The sequence below is a fragment of the Mesorhizobium sp. M1403 genome, from assembly GCF_040317695.1.
Taxonomy (GTDB): Bacteria; Pseudomonadota; Alphaproteobacteria; order Rhizobiales; family Rhizobiaceae; genus Mesorhizobium.
This window is the reverse complement of the sequence record NZ_JAMYKY010000001.1, coordinates 754625-772188: the sequence shown is the minus strand read 5'-3', so window position 1 is coordinate 772188 and position 17564 is coordinate 754625. Positions and strand designations below refer to the sequence as shown.

Sequence of the window (17564 nt, the reverse complement as noted above, 5' to 3'; positions counted from 1 at the left end):
TTGTTTGAAAGTTGATGTATGCCGCCTTATCCGACCGGCTCATGGATGCCTATTGCCCTCTCTGCGGACTTGCCGGCGGGAACCGTAATGCCGGCGCAATCGCCAGCCGGACCAGTTGCCCTTTGGCGAAGCCGCTCCGGCCGTGCGGCAGCCTTTGCCGACAGATGCCCCCATCGCGGCATGCGTCTTTCCCACGGCTTCGTGCGCGGTGAGACCCTGTCCTGCATTTATCACGGCTGGAGCTATGCCCAGGAGGGAAACTGCCTGCGCATCCCGGCCCATCCGGCACTGACGCCGCCGGACACGATTCGTGTCGCGATGCAGCCCGTTGAGGACGGCGACGGTATCATATGGATTTCCGCTGGCGAACCCGCCGCCGGGCCGCCGCGGTTCGACGGCCTTGCCCCCCTGCGCTCCATGATGGTGGAAACGGACATCGCGGCGCTGGAGGCGGCCGCGGGCACGAAGTCCGGCGCAGGCCTGCTCGACTACACGCACAATGCCCAGACCGTCCAGCTGCTGCTAGCCCCCGAAGGGCAAGCGCGGACGCTGATGCATGTTCTGGTGGACGAAGACAGCAATCCGACCCAGCGTATCGCCGCGTCGAGGGCCGCCGAGGCGCTGCGACGGGCGGCCGAGCATATTTCGCGCAGCGGGATCGCCGAATGACCCGTAACGCGATGATCGACGAATGGTATCCGGTCGGCCTCGCCAGCCAGCTTGATGTGCATGGACGCAAGACGGCCCTGATGGGCGAGCCGATCGTGGTGAGGCGCGGCGAAGACGGAAACGCGAAGGTCACGGGCGGCAACGAACGCGCGCTGCCGGCCTGCATCCGCTATGGTCATGTCTGGTCATCGCTCGGTGATCCGCAAAAGCCGCTGTTTGCGATCCCCGAGGCCGATCAGCCCGGCCGCCGGCTCGTCGATGTCGGGGTGGTTCGCGTGCGCTGCTCGCCATTGCGCGCCGTGGAGAACTTCCTGGACATTGCTCATTTTCCGTTCGTCCATACCGATATATTGGGCTCCGAACCGCACACAGAGGTCCAGAACTACAAGGTCGAGATCCGGGAGGACGAAGACGAGGTTTGGGCGACCCAGGTGAAGTTCTACCAGCCGCAGGCCGCCAAATCGGCGGAAGGCGGCATAACGACGGAATATATGTATCGCGTGCCCGCGCCGACCTGCTCAATCCTCTACAAGACCTGCCCGCCGCGCCCGGGCGAATGGGACGTCATTACGCTTTTCGTGCAGCCGCTTGCCGAAGACCTGTGTAACGTGTGGCCATGGATGGCGCTGTTCGACGACGAGACGCCGATGACAGACCTGATCCATTTCCAGCAGACGATCTTTGTCCAGGACCGGTCGATCCTCGAAAACCAGATACCGGGGCTGCTGCCGCTCGACCCCGGCATGGAGATACCCACGCGAGCCGACCTGACTTCGGTTGCCTACCGGCGCTGGCTGAAGCGCCATGGCTACACCTACGGCGCGCAACTGGTGGCGCAATGAAGCTCTACGATTACGTGCTGTCGCCAAGCTGCTACAAGGTGCGCCTGATGGCCGCGCTGGCAGGAGTGAAGCTCAGCATCCGGCCCGTCGATTTTCATCCCGGCGCCGAGCATCGCGGTCCGGAACTCATGACACTAAATCCGGCGGGTTCGATCCCGATCCTCGAGGACGGCGACCTCGTCCTGACCGAATCTTCGGCCATGCTTGTCTACCTTGCCGCGACGGCGGCACCGCAATGGTTGGGCAACGATACTGCCATGCATGCGGCGCGCGTCCAGCAGTGGATTTCCTTCTCGCATCGGCTGACCGCAAGCCTGGGGGCGGCGCGCCTGCACGAGATGCTGCTGCGCCCGGGCAACATCGATACCCTTCAGGGACAGGGAACGGCGGCCCTGCGCGAATTGGAAGCTGGTCTCGTCGAACAGAGTATCCGCGGCCAGCGCTTCCTCGCATTGGACCGGCCGACGGTCGCGGACATCGCCTGTTTTCCCTATGTGGCGCTGGCGCCCGACGGGGGCGTTTCGCTCGATCCCTATCCCGCGATCCGGCTCTGGTCGCGGGCGATCCGCGCCATCGAGGGTTTCATCGAGATGCCCGGCATCCATCGGCTGCACGAGCTCAAGCCCGAGCCCGTCCCTGAAGTAGGCGAGGCCTGACGTGGCGGGCTATTTGTTGAAGAACTGCGCCGCGGTGATCGTGGACGATGGCAACGGTCCGCGCATCCGCCGCAACGTCGACGTGTTGACCGACGGCGCGGCTGTACGGGCCATCGGCGAGGGCCTGGACAAGGGGGAACTGCCTGTCGGGACCGTCGCCCACGACGCCACCGGTTGGTTCGTCTATCCTGGCCTCGTCAACACCCATCACCACTTCTTCCAGTGTTTCGTGCGCAACCGCGCCGACCTGGACTGGACGAAGCTGTCGGTCATCGAATGGCTCGACCGCATCTATCCCATCTTTTCTCGGCTGAACGAGGAGTGCTTCTACCACGCATCGGTCACGGCCATGGCGGAGTTGATAAAGCACGGCTGCACCACGGCCTTCGACCATCAGTACTGCTTTCCGCGGCATGCCGGCAAAAGGCTCATCGACCGGCAGTTCGAGGCGGCCGAACTGCTTGGCATGCGCTTCCATGCCGGACGTGGCGGCAACACGCTGCCGAAGTCGGAAGGCTCGACCATTCCCCACGCCATGCTGGAAACGACGGACGAGTTCATCGCCGACTGTGCCCGGCTGATCGATACCTATCACGATGACGGTAGGTTCAGCATGCGCCAGGTCGTCGTCGCGCCGTGCCAGCCGGTCAACTGCTATCGCGAGACATTCGTGGAATCGGTGACACTGGCGCGCGACCGCAAGGTGCGCATGCACACCCATGTCGGCGAAGGCGAAAGCCCGGTGATGCAAGCCCGCCACGGCCTGCGCACGGTGGACTATTGCGCGGAGATAGGTTTCTGCGGGTCGGATGCCTTCTATGCCCATTGCTGGGAGCTGACCCATGACGAACTGCGCAAGTTGGCTGCCACCGGCACCGGCGTCGCGCACTGCCCGGAGCCGGTCTATCTCGTCGGCGCCGAAATCACCGACATACCGGCGATGTCGGCCCTCGGGCTCAGAGTGGGGCTGGGTTGCGACGGTGCAGCCTCGAATGACAATTCCAACGTGATGCACTGCATCCATTCCGCCTACATGCTGCAATGCCTGTCGGCGTCGACACGTGACCACCCGGTTCCGCCGCCTGGCGATTTTCTCGGCTATGCAACGACCGGGGGCGCGGCGCTGCTCGGGCGCAGCGACATCGGCAGGCTGTCGCTTGGCATGGCCGCCGACCTGTTCGCCATCGACACGCGGCGCATGGACTATGTCGGCACGCGGCACGATCCGCTGAGCCTGCTGGCCAAGGTAGGCATCGGCGCGCCGACCGACATGACGATGATCAACGGCCGCATCGTCTGGGCACGGGGAGAGTTCCCGGGGCTCGACGAGGCAAGGCTGTTCGCGCAAGCCGAGGCGGCGCTCGCCACCGTGGAATTCTAGCAACCAAAACCAAAAGCAAGGGGAACCGACATGCTGACAAATCTTACCCGCAGAACATTGATGAAGGGCGCTGCCGCTACCGGGCTTGTCGCCGCGGTGGGCAGCCGCGTGCTCGCCGCCGACGGACCACTGGGCATCGTGCTGGTGGTCCCCTCGCCGGTTGGCGACGTTGGCTGGGGCCGTGCGCTGGCCGACGGGCTCGAGCCGGTCAAGGCGGCCTACGGCGACAAGGTGAAGGTCACCATCCTCGAAAACATTCAGGAAGGTCCCGACGCCGACCGCATCATGAACAAGGCGGTCGCGGACGGTAACAAGGTCCTCATCGCCGGCTCCTTCGGCTATCAGAACGGCGCCCTGCAGATCGCGCGCCGCAATCCCGACGTCACCGTGTTGCATGCTTCCGGTTTCGAGGTGGCGCCGAACTTCTCGCCCTTCGCGGCACAATACTCCCAGGGCACCTATCTGATGGGGATGGCGGCAGCCGCGCTTTCGAAGACCGGCAAGCTCGGCTCCGTTTCCGCCTTCGCCATTCCCGAACTGATCACATCAATCAACGCGTTCACACTGGGTGCGCAAGCCGTGAAGCCCGATGTCGAGGTTTCGATCGTATGGGTGAACTCCTGGTTCGACCCGGCCAAGGAGCAGGAAGCCGCCAAGGCGCTGCTGGCGCAGAAATGCGACGTCATCTTCTCCAACGCGCAGGACACGCCTTCGGTCGTTGCGGCTTGCGAGGAGGCCGGCATCCCCGCCTTCAACCTCAACTCGTCAATGAAGAAATACGCGCCCAAGACCTATCTCGGCTGCGTGGCGACCGATTGGTCGCCCTTCTTCAAAGCCTCGGTCGACGCCCACCTTGCCGGTACCTTCAAGGGCGCCAGCGCCTTCTTGGGTGTCGGCGACAAGGTCGTCGAAGTCGTCGACTGGAACCCGGGCATCCCGGCAGACATCATGACCAAGATCAAGGAAGTCGAAGCCAAGATCGCCGACGGCAGTTTCTCGCCCTTTGTCGGTCCGATCGCCAAGGCCGATGGCAGCGAAGGCGTCCCCGCCGGTAAGACGATGACCGTGGCCGAGATCGTCGCCATGGACTGGCATGTCAAGGGTGTCACCACGCCGCTGCCGAAGTGACAATGACCGTCCCGCTGCTGTCGCTGCGCGGCATCTCCAAGAGCTACGGCCAGATCCATGCAAATCGAGACATCGATCTGGATGTGGCTCCGCGCTCGATCCATGCGATCCTCGGGGAAAACGGAGCGGGCAAGTCGACGCTGATGAAGCTGATCTACGGCGTCGAGCAGCCAGACGCGGGAACAGCGATCTGGAAAGGAGAGTCCCTTGCGCTCGCGTCCCCGGCGGATGCGAGGCGCAAGGGGATCGGCATGGTCTTCCAGCATTTCTCGTTGTTCGAGACGCTGACGGTTGTGGAGAACGTCCGGCTGGTCGTGCCCGGGAGGAAATCGGACCTTGCGCAAGGCATCCGCAAGCTCGGTCGCGACTTCGGCCTGGAGGTCGATCCGCTCGCTCACGTGCACGCGCTCTCGGTTGGAGAGCGGCAGCGGGTGGAAATCATCCGCTGCCTGATGACCGAACCGCAGCTCCTGATCCTCGACGAACCGACCTCCGTCCTGCCACCGCAATCGGTGGAGAAGCTTTTCGAGACATTGCGGCGGCTGCGCGACGGCGGCGTGTCCATTCTTTTCATCTCGCACAAGCTGGAGGAAATCCGCGCGGTATGCGACCGCGCGACCATCCTGCGCGGCGGTCGCATCACAGGAAATGTGGATCCCCGCGGCCACGACGCACACGACCTCGCCCGCATGATGATCGGCCGCGACATGCCGAAGCCCATGCCGGCTATTGCACATTCCGGCGGGGAAAAGCGCCTTGAAATCGTCGGCCTCGACCATCGGCCCGACGATCCCTTCGCCGCCGAGCTTTCCGACGTCAGCCTGACGGTCCGGGCGGGCGAGATTCTCGGAATCGCTGGCATCTCGGGCAACGGGCAGAGCGAGCTCGCCGCGCTAATCTCAGGCGAGACGATGCTGCCGCGCGAGAAGTCCGATCGCATCTACATGATGGGAAAGGATGTTGGCGCGCTCAATGCGGCGGCCCGCCGCCGGCTGGGCTTCGCTTTCGTTCCGGAGGAAAGGCTCGGCCGCGGCGCGGTGCCGGAGATGTCTCTCGTCCTCAACAGCCTCCTGACCGCCCATCCGTTCGGCTTGTTGAAACGCGGCCTTGTCGACACTGCCCGTGCCAAAGCCTTCACCGAGGACTGCATCCGGCAAAACGACGTGCGCACGCCCGGTTGCGAAGCGGAGGCCGGCGCGCTTTCGGGAGGCAATCTGCAGAAGTTCATCGTCGGACGCGAGATCATGCTGTCCCCTAAATTGCTGTTTGTCGCACAGCCCACCTGGGGCGTGGACGTCGGCGCCGCATCCGCCGTCCGCCAGCGCCTTGTCGCCCTGCGCAACGAAGGCATGGGCATCCTGGTCATCTCGGAGGAACTGGAGGAACTGTTCGAGCTTTGCGATGCGATCCAGGTGATCCATCAGGGCCGGCTGAGCCAGCCGCTGGTGACCCGCGACACCAGACCCGAGGAGATCGGCCGATACATGATCGGCGCCCATTCAACCGCCGAAAAGGTTCCTGCATGAGCGCCCTGTCCCGGCCGTTCCTTCCCGTTCTGGTACGCCGGGAACACGCCTCGCTTGCAATCAAGCTGGTCGCCCCGCCAGCCGCGCTCGGCGTGGCGACGCTGCTCAATCTCGGGCTCTACCTCCTGATGGGCCGCGATCCGGTCGCCGTTTTCCAAGCGATGCTTCTGGAGCCCTTCCTGTCCTGGGCCTCGTTCTCGGAAGTCCTGCTCAAGATGGGGCCGCTGCTGCTGATTGCGCAGGGGCTTGCCATCGGCTTTCGCGCAAAGATCTTCAACATCGGCGCCGAGGGCCAGTTCATTCTCGGCGCAATCTTCGCGTCGGCCATTCCCATTTGGCTCCCGCAGGCAACCGGCCAGTGGATTTGGCCTGCGATGCTCGTCCTCGGCGCACTGGGCGGCGCGCTTTGGGCCTCGCTCACGGCGTTCTGGCGCGTGCGGCTCAACGCAAACGAGATTCTCGTATCACTCATGCTGGCGCTCGTTGCCGCGCAACTTCTCAACTATCTGCTTCTAGGCCCCTGGAAGGATCCGGCCGGCTTCAACTTCCCACAGTCGGTGATGTTCCAGTACGACGCGACGGTGCCGATCCTGATCCCCGGCACCCGCGTCAACGTCTCGCTGCTCATCGCCTTCGCGTTCTCCCTCGCGGCCTGGGTCTTCATGCAGAGGAGTTTCGCTGGCTACAAGCTGCAGGTCGGCGGCCTTGCTCCGCGCGCGGCCGCATACGCCGGCTTCAACGAAGGACGCGCGATCTGGCTTTCCCTCCTCATCGGTGGCTTCGCGGCGGGCCTCGCCGGGGCGGCGGAGGTGGCCGGGCCACTCGGCCAATTGCAGCGGTCCATCTCGACCGGTTACGGCTATGCCGCCATAATCGTTGCGTATCTCGGCGGCCTTCACCCGATAGGCATCATTTTTTCCGCGCTGCTCATGGCGGCCCTCTATATTGGCGGCGACAACGCCATGGTCTCGGCAAATCTGCCGGTCGCCGCGGTCCGGGTCTTTCAGGGCAGCCTGTTGCTCGCCTATCTCGTCGCGATTGCCTTCGTCCGATACCGGCTCGAATGGCGCCATGCTGCTCACGGAAGCACTCCATGAATGCCCTCGAGTTCATCGTCGCCGGAACGCTGGCGGCGGCCACGCCATTCCTTTTGGCCGCGCTGGGCGAAATGGTGGCCGAGCGGGCCGGCGTCCTCAATCTCGGCGTAGAGGGAATGATGGCCATGGGGGCGGTCGTCGCCTTCATCATCGTCTATCACGGCGGCGGTCACCTCCTGGGTTTCCTCGCCGCGGGCCTCGCCAGCGCGGCTCTTTCCCTTGTCTTTGCCGTCATCGCGCTGGGGTTCCGCGCGAACCAGGTCGCAGTGGGACTCGCCATAGGCATACTCGGCCAAGGCCTCTCGGCACTGTTCGGCAAGAGCTATGAGAGCCTCACGGTCAAAGGCCTACCGAAGCTTTCATTGCCCTGGCTTTCAGATATCCCGGTCATCGGCGGCCTGTTCGCCCAGGACGTCATCGTGTGGCTCTCGCTGGCCGCGACCGTCGCCATCTGGGCGGTATTCGTCTACAGCAAGACCGGCCTTGTCGTGCGCGCCGTCGGCGAAAATCCCAAGGCGGCCTATGCGCTCGGCTATCCGGTAATCGCCGTGCGTTTCGCCGCCGTCGCTTTCGGCGGCGCGTTTGCAGGGTTCGCCGGTGCCTACGCGGCCGTGGTCTACACGCCGCTGTGGGCCGATGGCATGATTGCCGGGCGCGGTTGGATCGCGATCGCGCTCGTCGTCTTCGGCACCTGGCTCACCAGCCGTATCTTCCTCGGCGCCTGCCTCTTCGGCGCCGTCTCCCTGGCAAGCCTGGCGGCCCAGGCGACCGGACTGGACGTTTCCTCGCAACTTCTATCGAGCCTGCCTTATCTCGTGACAATCGTCGTGCTGGGTATCATTTCTTCGAACCGACGTCTGCTCAAGCTCAACGGCGTGGCATCGCTGGGAGAGCCTTTCGAACAATAGTGTCGCACGCCGCCCGGGCGGCAATAACCCGACATCTGAGCGCAGGCCGCACCGTCCCTGGGGCATGAAGGGCTGCACGCAATCCTCAAGACCATGCCTCGAAGCGGTTGGCAGCTAGGATATGGCAATCGTAAGCGTTGGGCGTTCGCAATCGAGCCAGGTTGTTGAGCGTTGTCAGATCAGCAATGACAACGTCAGCGGCAATCCATGTCGGCTTTCGGGTAATGAGGATTTCGAGTTCAGCGTCCGAAATGAGGCGCAAAGCTGCCATTCGGTAAGAGATAAATGCGGTCAGCGAGTGGCTGGATCGGCTTCTTGAATCAATTTGGGCGAACCGCTTCGTAACCCATTGACAAATAACGATTATGTTAGTCTCTGAGGGTCAGGGTTTTCTACACAAAATCAATATGTTAGTGGATGGTTCGCCAAACCGTTTCCCTCGTATTCTCTCGTATGGTCTGGCGAACCAAGGGTACCAAGAACACGACTAGTTTCTGTCGGGCGGTGCCTCATTTTCTTTCCCAAAGAAGGTCAATCAATGCATTTTGACCATAACGCTACGAGCACGGCGGCATTTGGGCCGTTTTGCTGACGGATAGGTTTGCGCTCGAACGGCCGGGAAGCTGCCCTTTAAAAGGTGACCCCTTCCAAGACGTTCATTGGGCTTGATCACACGATCACAAAACCGGACATTCTACTCCGAAGAAAACCACGAGAGGCGCTCCGAGGAGTAGTAAAGCAACAGCCGAATCATGGCTGGTCCCGTGGTAGAATGATAAAGCTCGTCATCTCCAAATGTCGTGGTTGATGCGGCGAGAAACGCTCCAGTAGCGCGCCAACTATGGCACCTGAAGCGATTACGCCCCAGCCAACTATGGCTCCGCCACCACTAGCGCCAGCAGCTGGGATTGCTATACCTACATTGCTCCACAACGTAGAATTGCCCATCGGATCGGTGCCACTGACGGGACTGTTTGCAGCATAAGCATAGAGGTTGATGTTGTCCTTTGTCCCGATGGGATCGGTCTGCAGGAAGCGGCCCAGCGTTGGCGAATAGGCCCGCGCGCGGTTGTGGTAGAGGCCGGTTTCGGCGTCGAAGCGGCGCCCGGCGAAGCGATAGGCGGCGCTGCCGGAGCCGGTGACGGTGTTGATGCCATAGGCGGTGTAGGCATATTTCTCGGTCACTAGTACGGCGAATTTCGTAGACCTTCAAACTTTTGACGCGCATACCTGAGGAACAAACGGCTGAGTTCACCGCGAAGCGGAGCGCTACGATGCCCGATTGAAAGTGGTCATCGGGTGTTCCCAGCCACCCTCGCCTGTTTTTCGACGAACTGGCGATCCAACGGTCTTTTTGGAGAACACCAGTCCTGCAACCCTGCCGTCCATGGCAGCTATCGCGCTGATCGCCCGCCCGCTTCGCTGATCGCCCGCCCGCTTCGCTGATCGCCTCGAGCTAGCACAACGGAATTGCGATCTCGTTGCTACTCTGCTCACTCTTGCGCGATCATGGGGCGGCTGTACCGCCGCGGATCATTGCTGACTATGCGTTCTTGCAGGGCTATCCGCACACGACCCCGTCTTGCTCTGACCCACTTTCGATCATGTGGCCGTCCGGATCGCGAATTACTCCCACGCTTTTCCGACCTCCGGCTTGCTCGAGAGGCGTCGCTGTCCGGCACCGACGCTGATGAGCGTGTGAAGCAAGCGGACTCATTACTAACCGCTGCACACAGGCTGGTTCATAATTGACTTGAAATCGCGGCGGGTAGGCTCAGGTGAAAGGTTGCGCCGTTCCCGTGGGAACCGATCGCCCACATGCGCCCACCATGCGACTCGATGATTGAACGGGCGACGCGAAGGCCCATGCCCGTTCCGTCTGGTTTCGTTGTAAAGAACGGGTCGAATATCTGTTCCGCGAGTTCCTGCGGGAACCCTGGGCCGGTATCGCTGACAGAAATAAGAATATCGTTTTCGACTCGCTGCGACTTGACGACGACCTCTCGTATTCCTTCGACGTTCTTCATCGCTTCGATGCTGTTGACGATCAGGTTCACCGCGACCTGCTGCAATTGCACGCGATCTCCAGCGATCTGAGGAAGATCGGTCGCCAGCTCCGTTCGTACCGATACGTTGTATCGCGCTGCCTGGTCGCGCAAGAGGGCCACGGTTCCTCGATTGATCTCATTTACATCGAGAACCTCCCGATCCAGGTTGCCCCTTTCGAACTGTGAGCGTATCCGTCTCAGAATGTCGGCGGCACGTTGTGCATCTCTTACGATTCTGGTGACAGCCGTGCGCAGTTGGTCGAGATCGGGTTGGTCGTGATCGAGTCCTCGCAGGCAGACGTTGGCATTGGTGAGGGCACCGGTGATCGGTTGACTGACTTCATGCGCAAGGGATGCTGCCATCTCTCCCATGGTTGTCACCCGATTAATGCGAGCAAAATCGCTCTGCGCTTGGCGCAAGGCTTCTTCGGCCCGCTTCAGGTCGTCGATGTCGGTTGTCGTACCGACGAATCTGAGGAGTTTCCCCTCGGAATCGCGCAAGACCACGGCTTGTTGGAGATGCCAACGATATGTCCCGTCCCGAGCGCGGAGAGACCGGGTTTCCATTGCGAAATCCTGCCCCGAATGTACCCCATCCCAAAAGCTCTTGACCGCCATCTCCCGATCATCGGGGTGGATCGCAGTCATCCAGGCCTCGGGATGCGACCGGACGAAGTCAAGGGTCTGACCCGCAAATTCGAGCCAGACTTGGTTCACGAAATCCGGCGTCCCATCGGGCTTGAGCGTCCAAGCGGATACCGGAAGCCGCTGGAGCAATCCAACCTGGAGCTGCAGGTCGTCATACGCTTGTTGCAGCCCTGTCCACATCTGGTTGAATGCCCCGACGAGAACGTCAAGCTCGTCGCTTGGCCGAGGCGGACGCCGCTCGAGTCGAAGCGGTGCCCGCGAACCGCGAAGATCGTACCCCCTGAGCGACGTTCCTATCGCTGTGAGGTGACGTGTGATCAGCCGGTGGACAGTAAGGAGGATGAAAAAGGAAACCATGAACGTCTTTATCGCCTGACTGACCATGATTGTCGCCGCGGTGTTGAGAAGCTGGCGATAGATCTCGTCGTACGTGGCTTCGATCACGAGAATGCCAAGCAACTGCTTGGCGTCGCGTTTGGAATAATAAATTCTGAGTTCGTGCCGCTCGGGTGGATTGGCCTGGTGGGAGCCGGCGGTTATGACGAGGGGGGCAGCTTGATCGGTGGCCTCACGCAGTTCGACGTAGCGGATATTAGGCAAGCGAAGAATCCCCTCGACCTGCAATTGAAGCTGGCGCCCGTCCATCTCCCAGAGCCCTTCGCTAAGACTTTGCCGATAGCTGCTGTCAATCTCGGACATCTTTTGATCTATTGCTTGGACGTCGCTGCGATAGTCGAGGTAAAGCTGCGCCAATGTCAGAAGCAGCGTGATCACCGAGCTGAAGAAGAAGACGCGGACAAGCAGGCGCCCCCCTATGCCGCGGAGAAGGTCTGGCAACAAGCGCCAGGCAGACGCGCTGCGCCTCAGCTTCGGCGATTCGCGATCGGATTTGCCGCCGTCCGTGCTCGCGTATGTCGATTCAGATTGCAAAACTCATCCTTGCGGCGACAAGCTCGCACAATTCATGTTAGTAGGACTGCTAGGCTCGGCTCGCGCGAGATGGAAACCTGTACCATCGCATAGATCGCGTTCCTACACTATCGTGCGAATGTGGAATGCAAGGGATGCCCGCAAATGGCGACATCGGCCGGCTTCAGGCGCTTGCTATGCGGGACTATCGTTGTTGCCTGGGCGCTCAGCGGACGACCGTTGTTGGCGGACCCGCTGCGGCTCGTCAACGATGATTATTTGACTCTTTACGAGAATGACAAGATGTCGGGATTAGGGGTCGAAGTCCTCAGGCAGGTCTTCGCCGGCCTGGGACGGGAAGTCTCCTTCGAGCGCTTCCCCACGAAGCGTGCTTGGATGATGGTGGTCCGCGGCGAGCGCGACGGAATGGTCGCCACATTTCGAACCATCGAGGGAAAGCGGTTCTGCTCCTACTCTGACGAGCCGTTAATCCAAGATAGGTGGGTGTTGTTCGTGCGCACGGCCGACATCGGGAAGCTGAAGTTCTCGTCTTTCGACGATCTGATTGGACACGACGTCGCTATCCGGGAAGCAGTCCCTGAGGTATCGGAACAAGTGTCGCCCGAGTTGTGGAGCTTCTTGCGCCAGCATCACAACATGGTCGCAACCAACGGCACCCCCGTCGGCCTCCGCATGCTGGCAGCCGGCCGCGTCGATTATGCGGTCGCGAGCCTCACCTACGGGATGAGTGAGATCACGAAGATGGGATTATCCGGAAAGATCGAGCCGCTATTGTCCCGCAGCGTGAAAGAAGAAGGTGTTTATGTCTGCTTCACCAAGGCGCGCGTTTCGCCCGCTTTGGTCGACGCCTTTTCGCGCGCCTTGAAGCAATTCAAGCAGACCGAGGCGTTTCAGGCGATCTACCGAAAATATTTCCCGTAACGTCCTCCCGCCCGATTTTCCGCGATAAGCGACTCAGCATCTTAGCCGAGGCCGAGGCCTGGCTCGAGGAGAAGGCCTGCCGGCTCTATCCCGAAAGCGCCTTCGCGTAGGAAGAGCCGACTCGTGGGCTTTATTGTGCTCTACGTTGACGTGGCAATCCATGTGCGCCAATTCGCGGGTTCCCGAGGATCTCAAGGCTCCGCGGAAGAAAGTCGCCAGTCGACTCCTCAACCGTGCCTGCGCTCGGAGCCACTGCCCGAAACGCGCTCCGCCGCCTCTTTGATCTCGGGCTTGATCGCCCTCCCCCTCTTTTACAGTGAAAAGCGGATCGTTGCGGACCGTGCGTCCTTCTAGGGCTAACCGTAAACGACAGCCGGCTTACTCTGACCCACTTCGATGATGTAGCCGTCTGGATCGCGAATGTAGCAGCGAGTCTCGCCGTACTTTTCCATCGGCTCCGTGATGAATTCAGCGCCACGGGCTTGCCAGCGTTCATAGCAGCCGTGGATGTCAGCAACGCGGATATTCATGAAGCTGCTGAGTGAATCGGGATCGGGGGGAACACCGAGCGTCACCGACGGTTTGTCAGGTGTGGGACCACCCCCGATGTTGACGATGAGCCACGTGTTGGCGATCTGGACGTATCCCGGCGCGCCACTGCTATCGCCCAGGCTCAGGATGCGGCCTCCGAAGACCGTCTCATAGAATCGTGCCGAGCGTTCGATGTCGGCGACTGTCAGAAAATGCGCGATGGTAAAGCCATGCTGCGGGGGCATTGCATAGATTTCATCCTCAACTCGTACTTGGGGCATCCGCGACTCCTATTGAGAGAGTTGTCGAAGTCTTCGCGGGCCGCCATGGCGCGCGCCGACAGGTTTTAATGTGGCTTCGCTGACACGGGTTTTAAGTTGGCCTTTGGTATCGATCCGTCTCTGAGCCGGCGCGGGCGACGCCTATGCAGCCCGCTCACCTGACATTCAAGACGAACAGTGGCCGGGTCCTTATGGCCGTCATAGTGGCCGGGAACTGCTCGAACGCGGTCATGTCATGCTCCCTGTTCGAACTGACGATCGAGAAAGTCGCGGACCAATGTCGCGATTTCGTCGAGTTTTTCATCGAGCGCAAAGTGTCCGGCGTCGAGAATGTGGATCTCGGCGTCTGGCACGTCGCGGGCATAGGCATACGCGCCAGCGACGGTGAAGGACGGATCGTAGCGTCCCCAGGCCACCAGCATCGGCGGCCGATGCACGCGCAGCCACGCCTGCCAGACTGGATAGGCAGCGACATTGCTTTGATAGTCGTAGAACAGGTCGGACTGGATGCGGCCCTGTCCCGGACGCGAGAGCATCGCGGCCTCGTCGGTCCAGCTGTCCGGATTGTATCGTTCAGGCCTGGGGCTGCAGCCGAGATGGCGCTGCCGCGCGCTCTCGATTGAGGTAAAAGTGGTCATCACTTTTTCCTCGTGCGCGGCCCGGTCCAGCCAGAAGGCCCTGCGCGCATCCCACAATGATCCGAGGCCTTCTTCATGCGACACGGCATTCTGGATAATAATCGCCCGCACGCGTTCGGGATGGCGGATCGCCAGCCGCATCCCGATGGGGCCGCCATAATCCTGCTGGAGGAGGACGTAGCGCTGAAGGCCCAGCGCCTCAACAAATCCCTCGATTACCTCGGCGAGATGGTCGAAGGTGTAAGCGAAACTGTCCGGCGAGGGCGCATCGCTATGGCCGAAACCAGGATAGTCGGGCGCAACCAGATGATAGCGGTCGGCCAGCAGCGGCAGCAGCGTATCGTACATGCGCGATGACGACGGGAACCCGTGGAGCAGCAGGAGGGTCGGCGCATCGCGCGGGCCTGCTTCACGGTAAAATAATCCCAACCCATCCACCTCGACGGTGCGATACGTCAAGGTCGCCGACGTCGAAGACGAAACCATGTGAGCTGAAGCTCCAGTATGCTTTTCGGGGAGACGCAATGGGGCTCAAACCCCCTTTGCAGCCAGCAGCTTGCGGTATTCGGCGACGGGCATCCCGCCCCAACCCCAATTCTCCATCTCCACTTCCTCAAACACCACCCAGGTCCAGTCCAGCGGCTTCCCAAGGACGTCGAGCAGCACCTCGCTCACGCCCTTGTAAATGGCTGCTTTCTGCTCCGCTGTAACATGGTCCACACCGGGCTCGGTGCCCTCGCGCGTGAGCTGGACGGTAACAATAGGCATGAAGGTCTCTCCCTTGAACGGTGAATCAGTGGCCGGCGCTCTGGCCGCCGTCGACATGAAGCGTTTCCCCCGTCACGAAAGAGGCATCCTCCAGGTAGAGGACCGCGCCGACGATGTCGGAAATCTCGCCCAGGCGGCCCAGCGGATGCAAGGCCGCCAGCGCCTCGTACGTCTCCGGCGCATGCATCGGTGTCCTGATGACGCCCGGCGACACGGCGTTCACCCGGATTCCGCTGCGGGCATATTCGATCGCCAGACTACGGGTCGCGGCGTCAACCCCGCCCTTTGTCAGCGAAGCGAGCACCGATGGCACCTTCGAACTGGCCTGCTTCACCAAGCTGGTGGTGACGTTGACGACATGGCCGCTGCCCTGACGTTCCATTGCGGCGATCACGGCCTGGGTGGCGAAGAAGAAACCGGTCAGGTTGGTCGCGACCGCGCGGGCGTAATCCTCTGCCGAGTATTGCGTGAAACTGCTAGCAAGGAAGACGCCGGCGTTGTTTATCAGCGTGTCGACCCGTCCGAAACGCTGCAATGTTTCCTCGACTACCCTCGGCCCTGTGGCGGGGTTGCCGATATCGCCCGCGATCGCGAGCAAGTCGGATCTGTCGGAAGGTTTGATAGAGCGAGAGGTGGCGACGACGCGGTAATTCCGGCCGAGATAGGCCTCAACCAACGCTGCGCCAATGCCTTGCGACCCGCCGGTGATGACAACCACTTTTTGTTCAGTTTCCATGACAGACCTCGGTGATATTGGGGGCCTAACGACCCGGCTGCGTCCCATCTTTTCCCGGTTTGTATTTATGGATAATTAGGGCCGGGAACCATCGTCCAATGGTGTCGCATATACTTTGGTATCGGCGATTATAACGCGACCTGTCCCCACATTGTCGGTAATCGAGTGGCGCCTCCACAGTGCCGACCAATATTTGACGGAGATTGTTGATCATTTATCCGCACAGGCTCTGCCCGCCAATACTCAGGGCGCCAATCCACACGGCGTATCTCCGTCTTAAGTATTGGCGACACCTTGGCGCAATAGAATATTTCGGCGGGGTCTGCTGTGGTCTTTCCAGAACATCGCGAACGGCGCTCTCGTGGCGGGGCGGCGTTACCGGAGGATCTGGCCATGCTAACAGGATGTGCGAATCCATCAACCGCATCGTGCCAGCCGCTGGCATCGCATCTGGTCGAAGAGATCAGCCACCGGGTGATAAACGAATATAGCGAAGCGATAGCGATCCTGTCGCTGGCCGCGTCCCGGGGAGAGGTGAGGGCTGCGCCGGCGTTGAGGCGCGCAGCGGACCGTCTGCAGGCGATGGCGGAGGCGCATCGATCCCTTCTCGTACCGATCGCTGAGGAAGACATCGACCTGGGTCATCATGTCGGGAAGTTGTGTTCTAGCCTGTCGCGCGCGTCCCTCGGCGAGCGGGGTATTCAGCTGACCGTTGCAACGGACGAAATCCGGCTCGACGCCGAGCGGTCCTGGCGCGTCGGTCTGATCGTCTCCGAATTGGTCCGGGACGCAGCACGCCATGGCCTGAAGGATCGCCATGGTTCCATCCGTGTCTCACTGAACAGGAGTGGCAGCAGCGTCTCGTGCGTTGTCTGCGACGACGGATGCGCGGCCTCCCATCCGCCTGAGGGACGTGGGCGGCGGTTGATACGCGCGCTGACGGCGGAACTTGGCGGCTCTGTGCAGTGGAAATTCACCCCGTGTGGATCGGTTGCTGGTGTGTGTTTCCCGCTGATCACGCCTTAGCTTCTGCACGCGAAAGCTTCTGCACCCAAAACTGCCAGCAACGCGGTCTGCGCTCCTATCAGAACGCGCGCGCGGTACCAATGTGCTTGAGCCAACTTCGGGCAGGAAAGTCGATGCGGATCAATGCCACCCGACCAGCGGTCAGCATACTGCCCCCGTGCGACCGGCTTGCACCCCAACTGGAGGACGTTGCATCAGCACCGAATGCGCGATCCTTGCCGGCGGTTCTTCCGGGCGTGCAGAATCTCGTCCGCCGCCTTGTCCGCTTTTTCGCTCAGGCGCGGCAAATCTCGTAGAGAAACCAGCTGCGCCGTTCGCTTTCGTCGATCCATCCTTCGATCAGGCTCGCGGTGGCAATATCCGAATAGCTATCGCACAGCTCATGGACGCGACGCAGCTCGGCCACCAACTGCTTGTTGTCGCCGTGAAGCTCGGCGAGCATGTCCTGCGGATCAACATAGTCGGCATTGTTGTCGAGGATGCGCTGGCGTCCCGCGATATCGGAGATCGAACGGATCGTGGTGCCGCCGATCTTGCGCGCGCGCTCGGCGATCACGTCGGTCATCGCGAAGATTTGGTCGCCATGGTCGTCGAGCAAGAGGTGATAGTCCCGGAAATTCGGACCACTCATGTGCCAGTGAAAATTCTTGGTCTTAAGATACAAGGTGAAGACGTCAGCGAGCAGGCCGGCGAGGCCGGCAGCGATGTCGCGGGTCGCGTCGGAACCAAGATCTGTCGGAGTGCGCAGGAAGCGATCCGAACCGGCTGTCTTGCTTAACTGTTGCGTCATGATCCCAGGTCCCTCTACAGGCGGCGCACCGGCGTCTTTT

At 61.4% G+C, this 17564-nt stretch carries 17 protein-coding genes; 10 read left to right on the top strand and 7 right to left on the bottom strand.

Annotation, left to right across the window (positions count from 1 at the left end; translation table 11 throughout):
- The first annotated feature begins 18 nt into the window (after window positions 1-18).
- Genes NKH01_RS03835 through NKH01_RS03800 form a run of 8 tightly spaced genes read left to right on the top strand, consistent with a single transcriptional unit; the run spans window position 19 to window position 8207 of the window.
- The gene (locus NKH01_RS03835; protein ID WP_353019027.1) at window positions 19-669 is read left to right on the top strand and encodes an aromatic ring-hydroxylating oxygenase subunit alpha; all 651 of its coding nucleotides are present in this window, start codon (window positions 19-21) and stop codon (window positions 667-669) included.
- On the top strand, window positions 666-1511 hold the full coding sequence (locus tag NKH01_RS03830; RefSeq protein WP_353019024.1) for an aromatic ring-hydroxylating oxygenase subunit alpha: 846 nt from the start codon (window positions 666-668) through the stop codon (window positions 1509-1511). The genes NKH01_RS03835 and NKH01_RS03830 overlap by 4 nt, the downstream gene beginning before the upstream one ends.
- The gene (locus NKH01_RS03825) at window positions 1508-2167 is read left to right on the top strand and encodes a glutathione S-transferase family protein (protein WP_353019023.1); all 660 of its coding nucleotides are present in this window, start codon (window positions 1508-1510) and stop codon (window positions 2165-2167) included. Before NKH01_RS03830 ends, NKH01_RS03825 begins: the two co-directional genes overlap by 4 nt.
- Before the next feature lies 1 nt (window position 2168).
- A complete protein-coding gene (locus NKH01_RS03820; protein ID WP_353019022.1) occupies window positions 2169-3548 on the top strand; it encodes an amidohydrolase in 1380 nt (459 codons plus the stop codon).
- Window positions 3549-3581: 33 nt separating this feature from the next.
- Window positions 3582-4676 carry a BMP family ABC transporter substrate-binding protein gene (locus NKH01_RS03815; RefSeq protein WP_353019188.1) on the top strand — a complete coding sequence of 365 codons (1095 nt, stop codon included), beginning with the start codon at window positions 3582-3584 and terminating at the stop codon, window positions 4674-4676.
- 2 nt (window positions 4677-4678) lie between these two features.
- Entirely contained in the window at window positions 4679-6202 is a 1524-nt protein-coding gene (locus NKH01_RS03810; RefSeq protein ID WP_353019020.1) for an ABC transporter ATP-binding protein, read from the top strand.
- Window positions 6199-7299 carry an ABC transporter permease gene (locus tag NKH01_RS03805; RefSeq protein ID WP_353019018.1) on the top strand — a complete coding sequence of 367 codons (1101 nt, stop codon included), beginning with the start codon at window positions 6199-6201 and terminating at the stop codon, window positions 7297-7299. The genes NKH01_RS03810 and NKH01_RS03805 overlap by 4 nt, the downstream gene beginning before the upstream one ends.
- Window positions 7296-8207, top strand: coding sequence for an ABC transporter permease (locus tag NKH01_RS03800; RefSeq protein ID WP_353019016.1), 912 nt, complete (start codon window positions 7296-7298; stop codon window positions 8205-8207). Before NKH01_RS03805 ends, NKH01_RS03800 begins: the two co-directional genes overlap by 4 nt.
- 750 nt (window positions 8208-8957) lie before the next feature.
- On the opposite strand, the gene NKH01_RS03795 is transcribed toward NKH01_RS03800, so the two are convergent.
- Complete coding sequence (locus tag NKH01_RS03795) at window positions 8958-9392, bottom strand: RHS repeat-associated core domain-containing protein (RefSeq protein ID WP_353019014.1); 435 nt, start codon at window positions 9390-9392, stop codon at window positions 8958-8960.
- A gap of 557 nt (window positions 9393-9949) precedes the next feature.
- Window positions 9950-11833 carry a sensor histidine kinase gene (locus NKH01_RS35255; RefSeq protein WP_502912592.1) on the bottom strand — a complete coding sequence of 628 codons (1884 nt, stop codon included), beginning with the start codon at window positions 11831-11833 and terminating at the stop codon, window positions 9950-9952.
- A gap of 144 nt (window positions 11834-11977) precedes the next feature.
- Between NKH01_RS35255 and NKH01_RS03770 the strand changes: the two genes are divergently transcribed.
- Window positions 11978-12754: a substrate-binding periplasmic protein gene (locus NKH01_RS03770; protein WP_353019011.1), complete on the top strand. Its 777-nt coding sequence runs from the start codon at window positions 11978-11980 to the stop codon at window positions 12752-12754.
- Window positions 12755-13110: 356 nt separating this feature from the next.
- Here the strand turns inward: NKH01_RS03770 and NKH01_RS03765 are convergent, their stop codons facing one another.
- From NKH01_RS03765 to NKH01_RS03750, 4 genes are all read right to left on the bottom strand, one after another.
- Window positions 13111-13566 (bottom strand): VOC family protein, encoded by a 456-nt coding sequence (locus tag NKH01_RS03765; RefSeq protein WP_353016544.1) that lies wholly within the window; start codon window positions 13564-13566, stop codon window positions 13111-13113.
- 233 nt (window positions 13567-13799) lie between these two features.
- Entirely contained in the window at window positions 13800-14690 is an 891-nt protein-coding gene (locus NKH01_RS03760) for an alpha/beta fold hydrolase (RefSeq protein ID WP_353019009.1), read from the bottom strand.
- Between the two features lie 45 nt (window positions 14691-14735).
- On the bottom strand, window positions 14736-14972 hold the full coding sequence (locus NKH01_RS03755; protein ID WP_353016579.1) for a tautomerase family protein: 237 nt from the start codon (window positions 14970-14972) through the stop codon (window positions 14736-14738).
- Window positions 14973-14997: 25 nt separating this feature from the next.
- Window positions 14998-15708 (bottom strand): SDR family NAD(P)-dependent oxidoreductase, encoded by a 711-nt coding sequence (locus tag NKH01_RS03750; RefSeq protein WP_353019008.1) that lies wholly within the window; start codon window positions 15706-15708, stop codon window positions 14998-15000.
- Window positions 15709-16101: 393 nt separating this feature from the next.
- Here NKH01_RS03750 and NKH01_RS03745 point away from each other — a divergent pair, with 393 nt between their 5' ends.
- Window positions 16102-16734 (top strand): histidine kinase dimerization/phosphoacceptor domain -containing protein, encoded by a 633-nt coding sequence (locus NKH01_RS03745; RefSeq protein WP_353019006.1) that lies wholly within the window; start codon window positions 16102-16104, stop codon window positions 16732-16734.
- A 274-nt stretch (window positions 16735-17008) separates the two neighbouring features.
- On the opposite strand, the gene NKH01_RS03740 is transcribed toward NKH01_RS03745, so the two are convergent.
- Window positions 17009-17524, bottom strand: coding sequence for a Dps family protein (locus NKH01_RS03740; RefSeq protein ID WP_353019186.1), 516 nt, complete (start codon window positions 17522-17524; stop codon window positions 17009-17011).
- Between the last annotated feature and the right edge of the window lie 40 nt (window positions 17525-17564).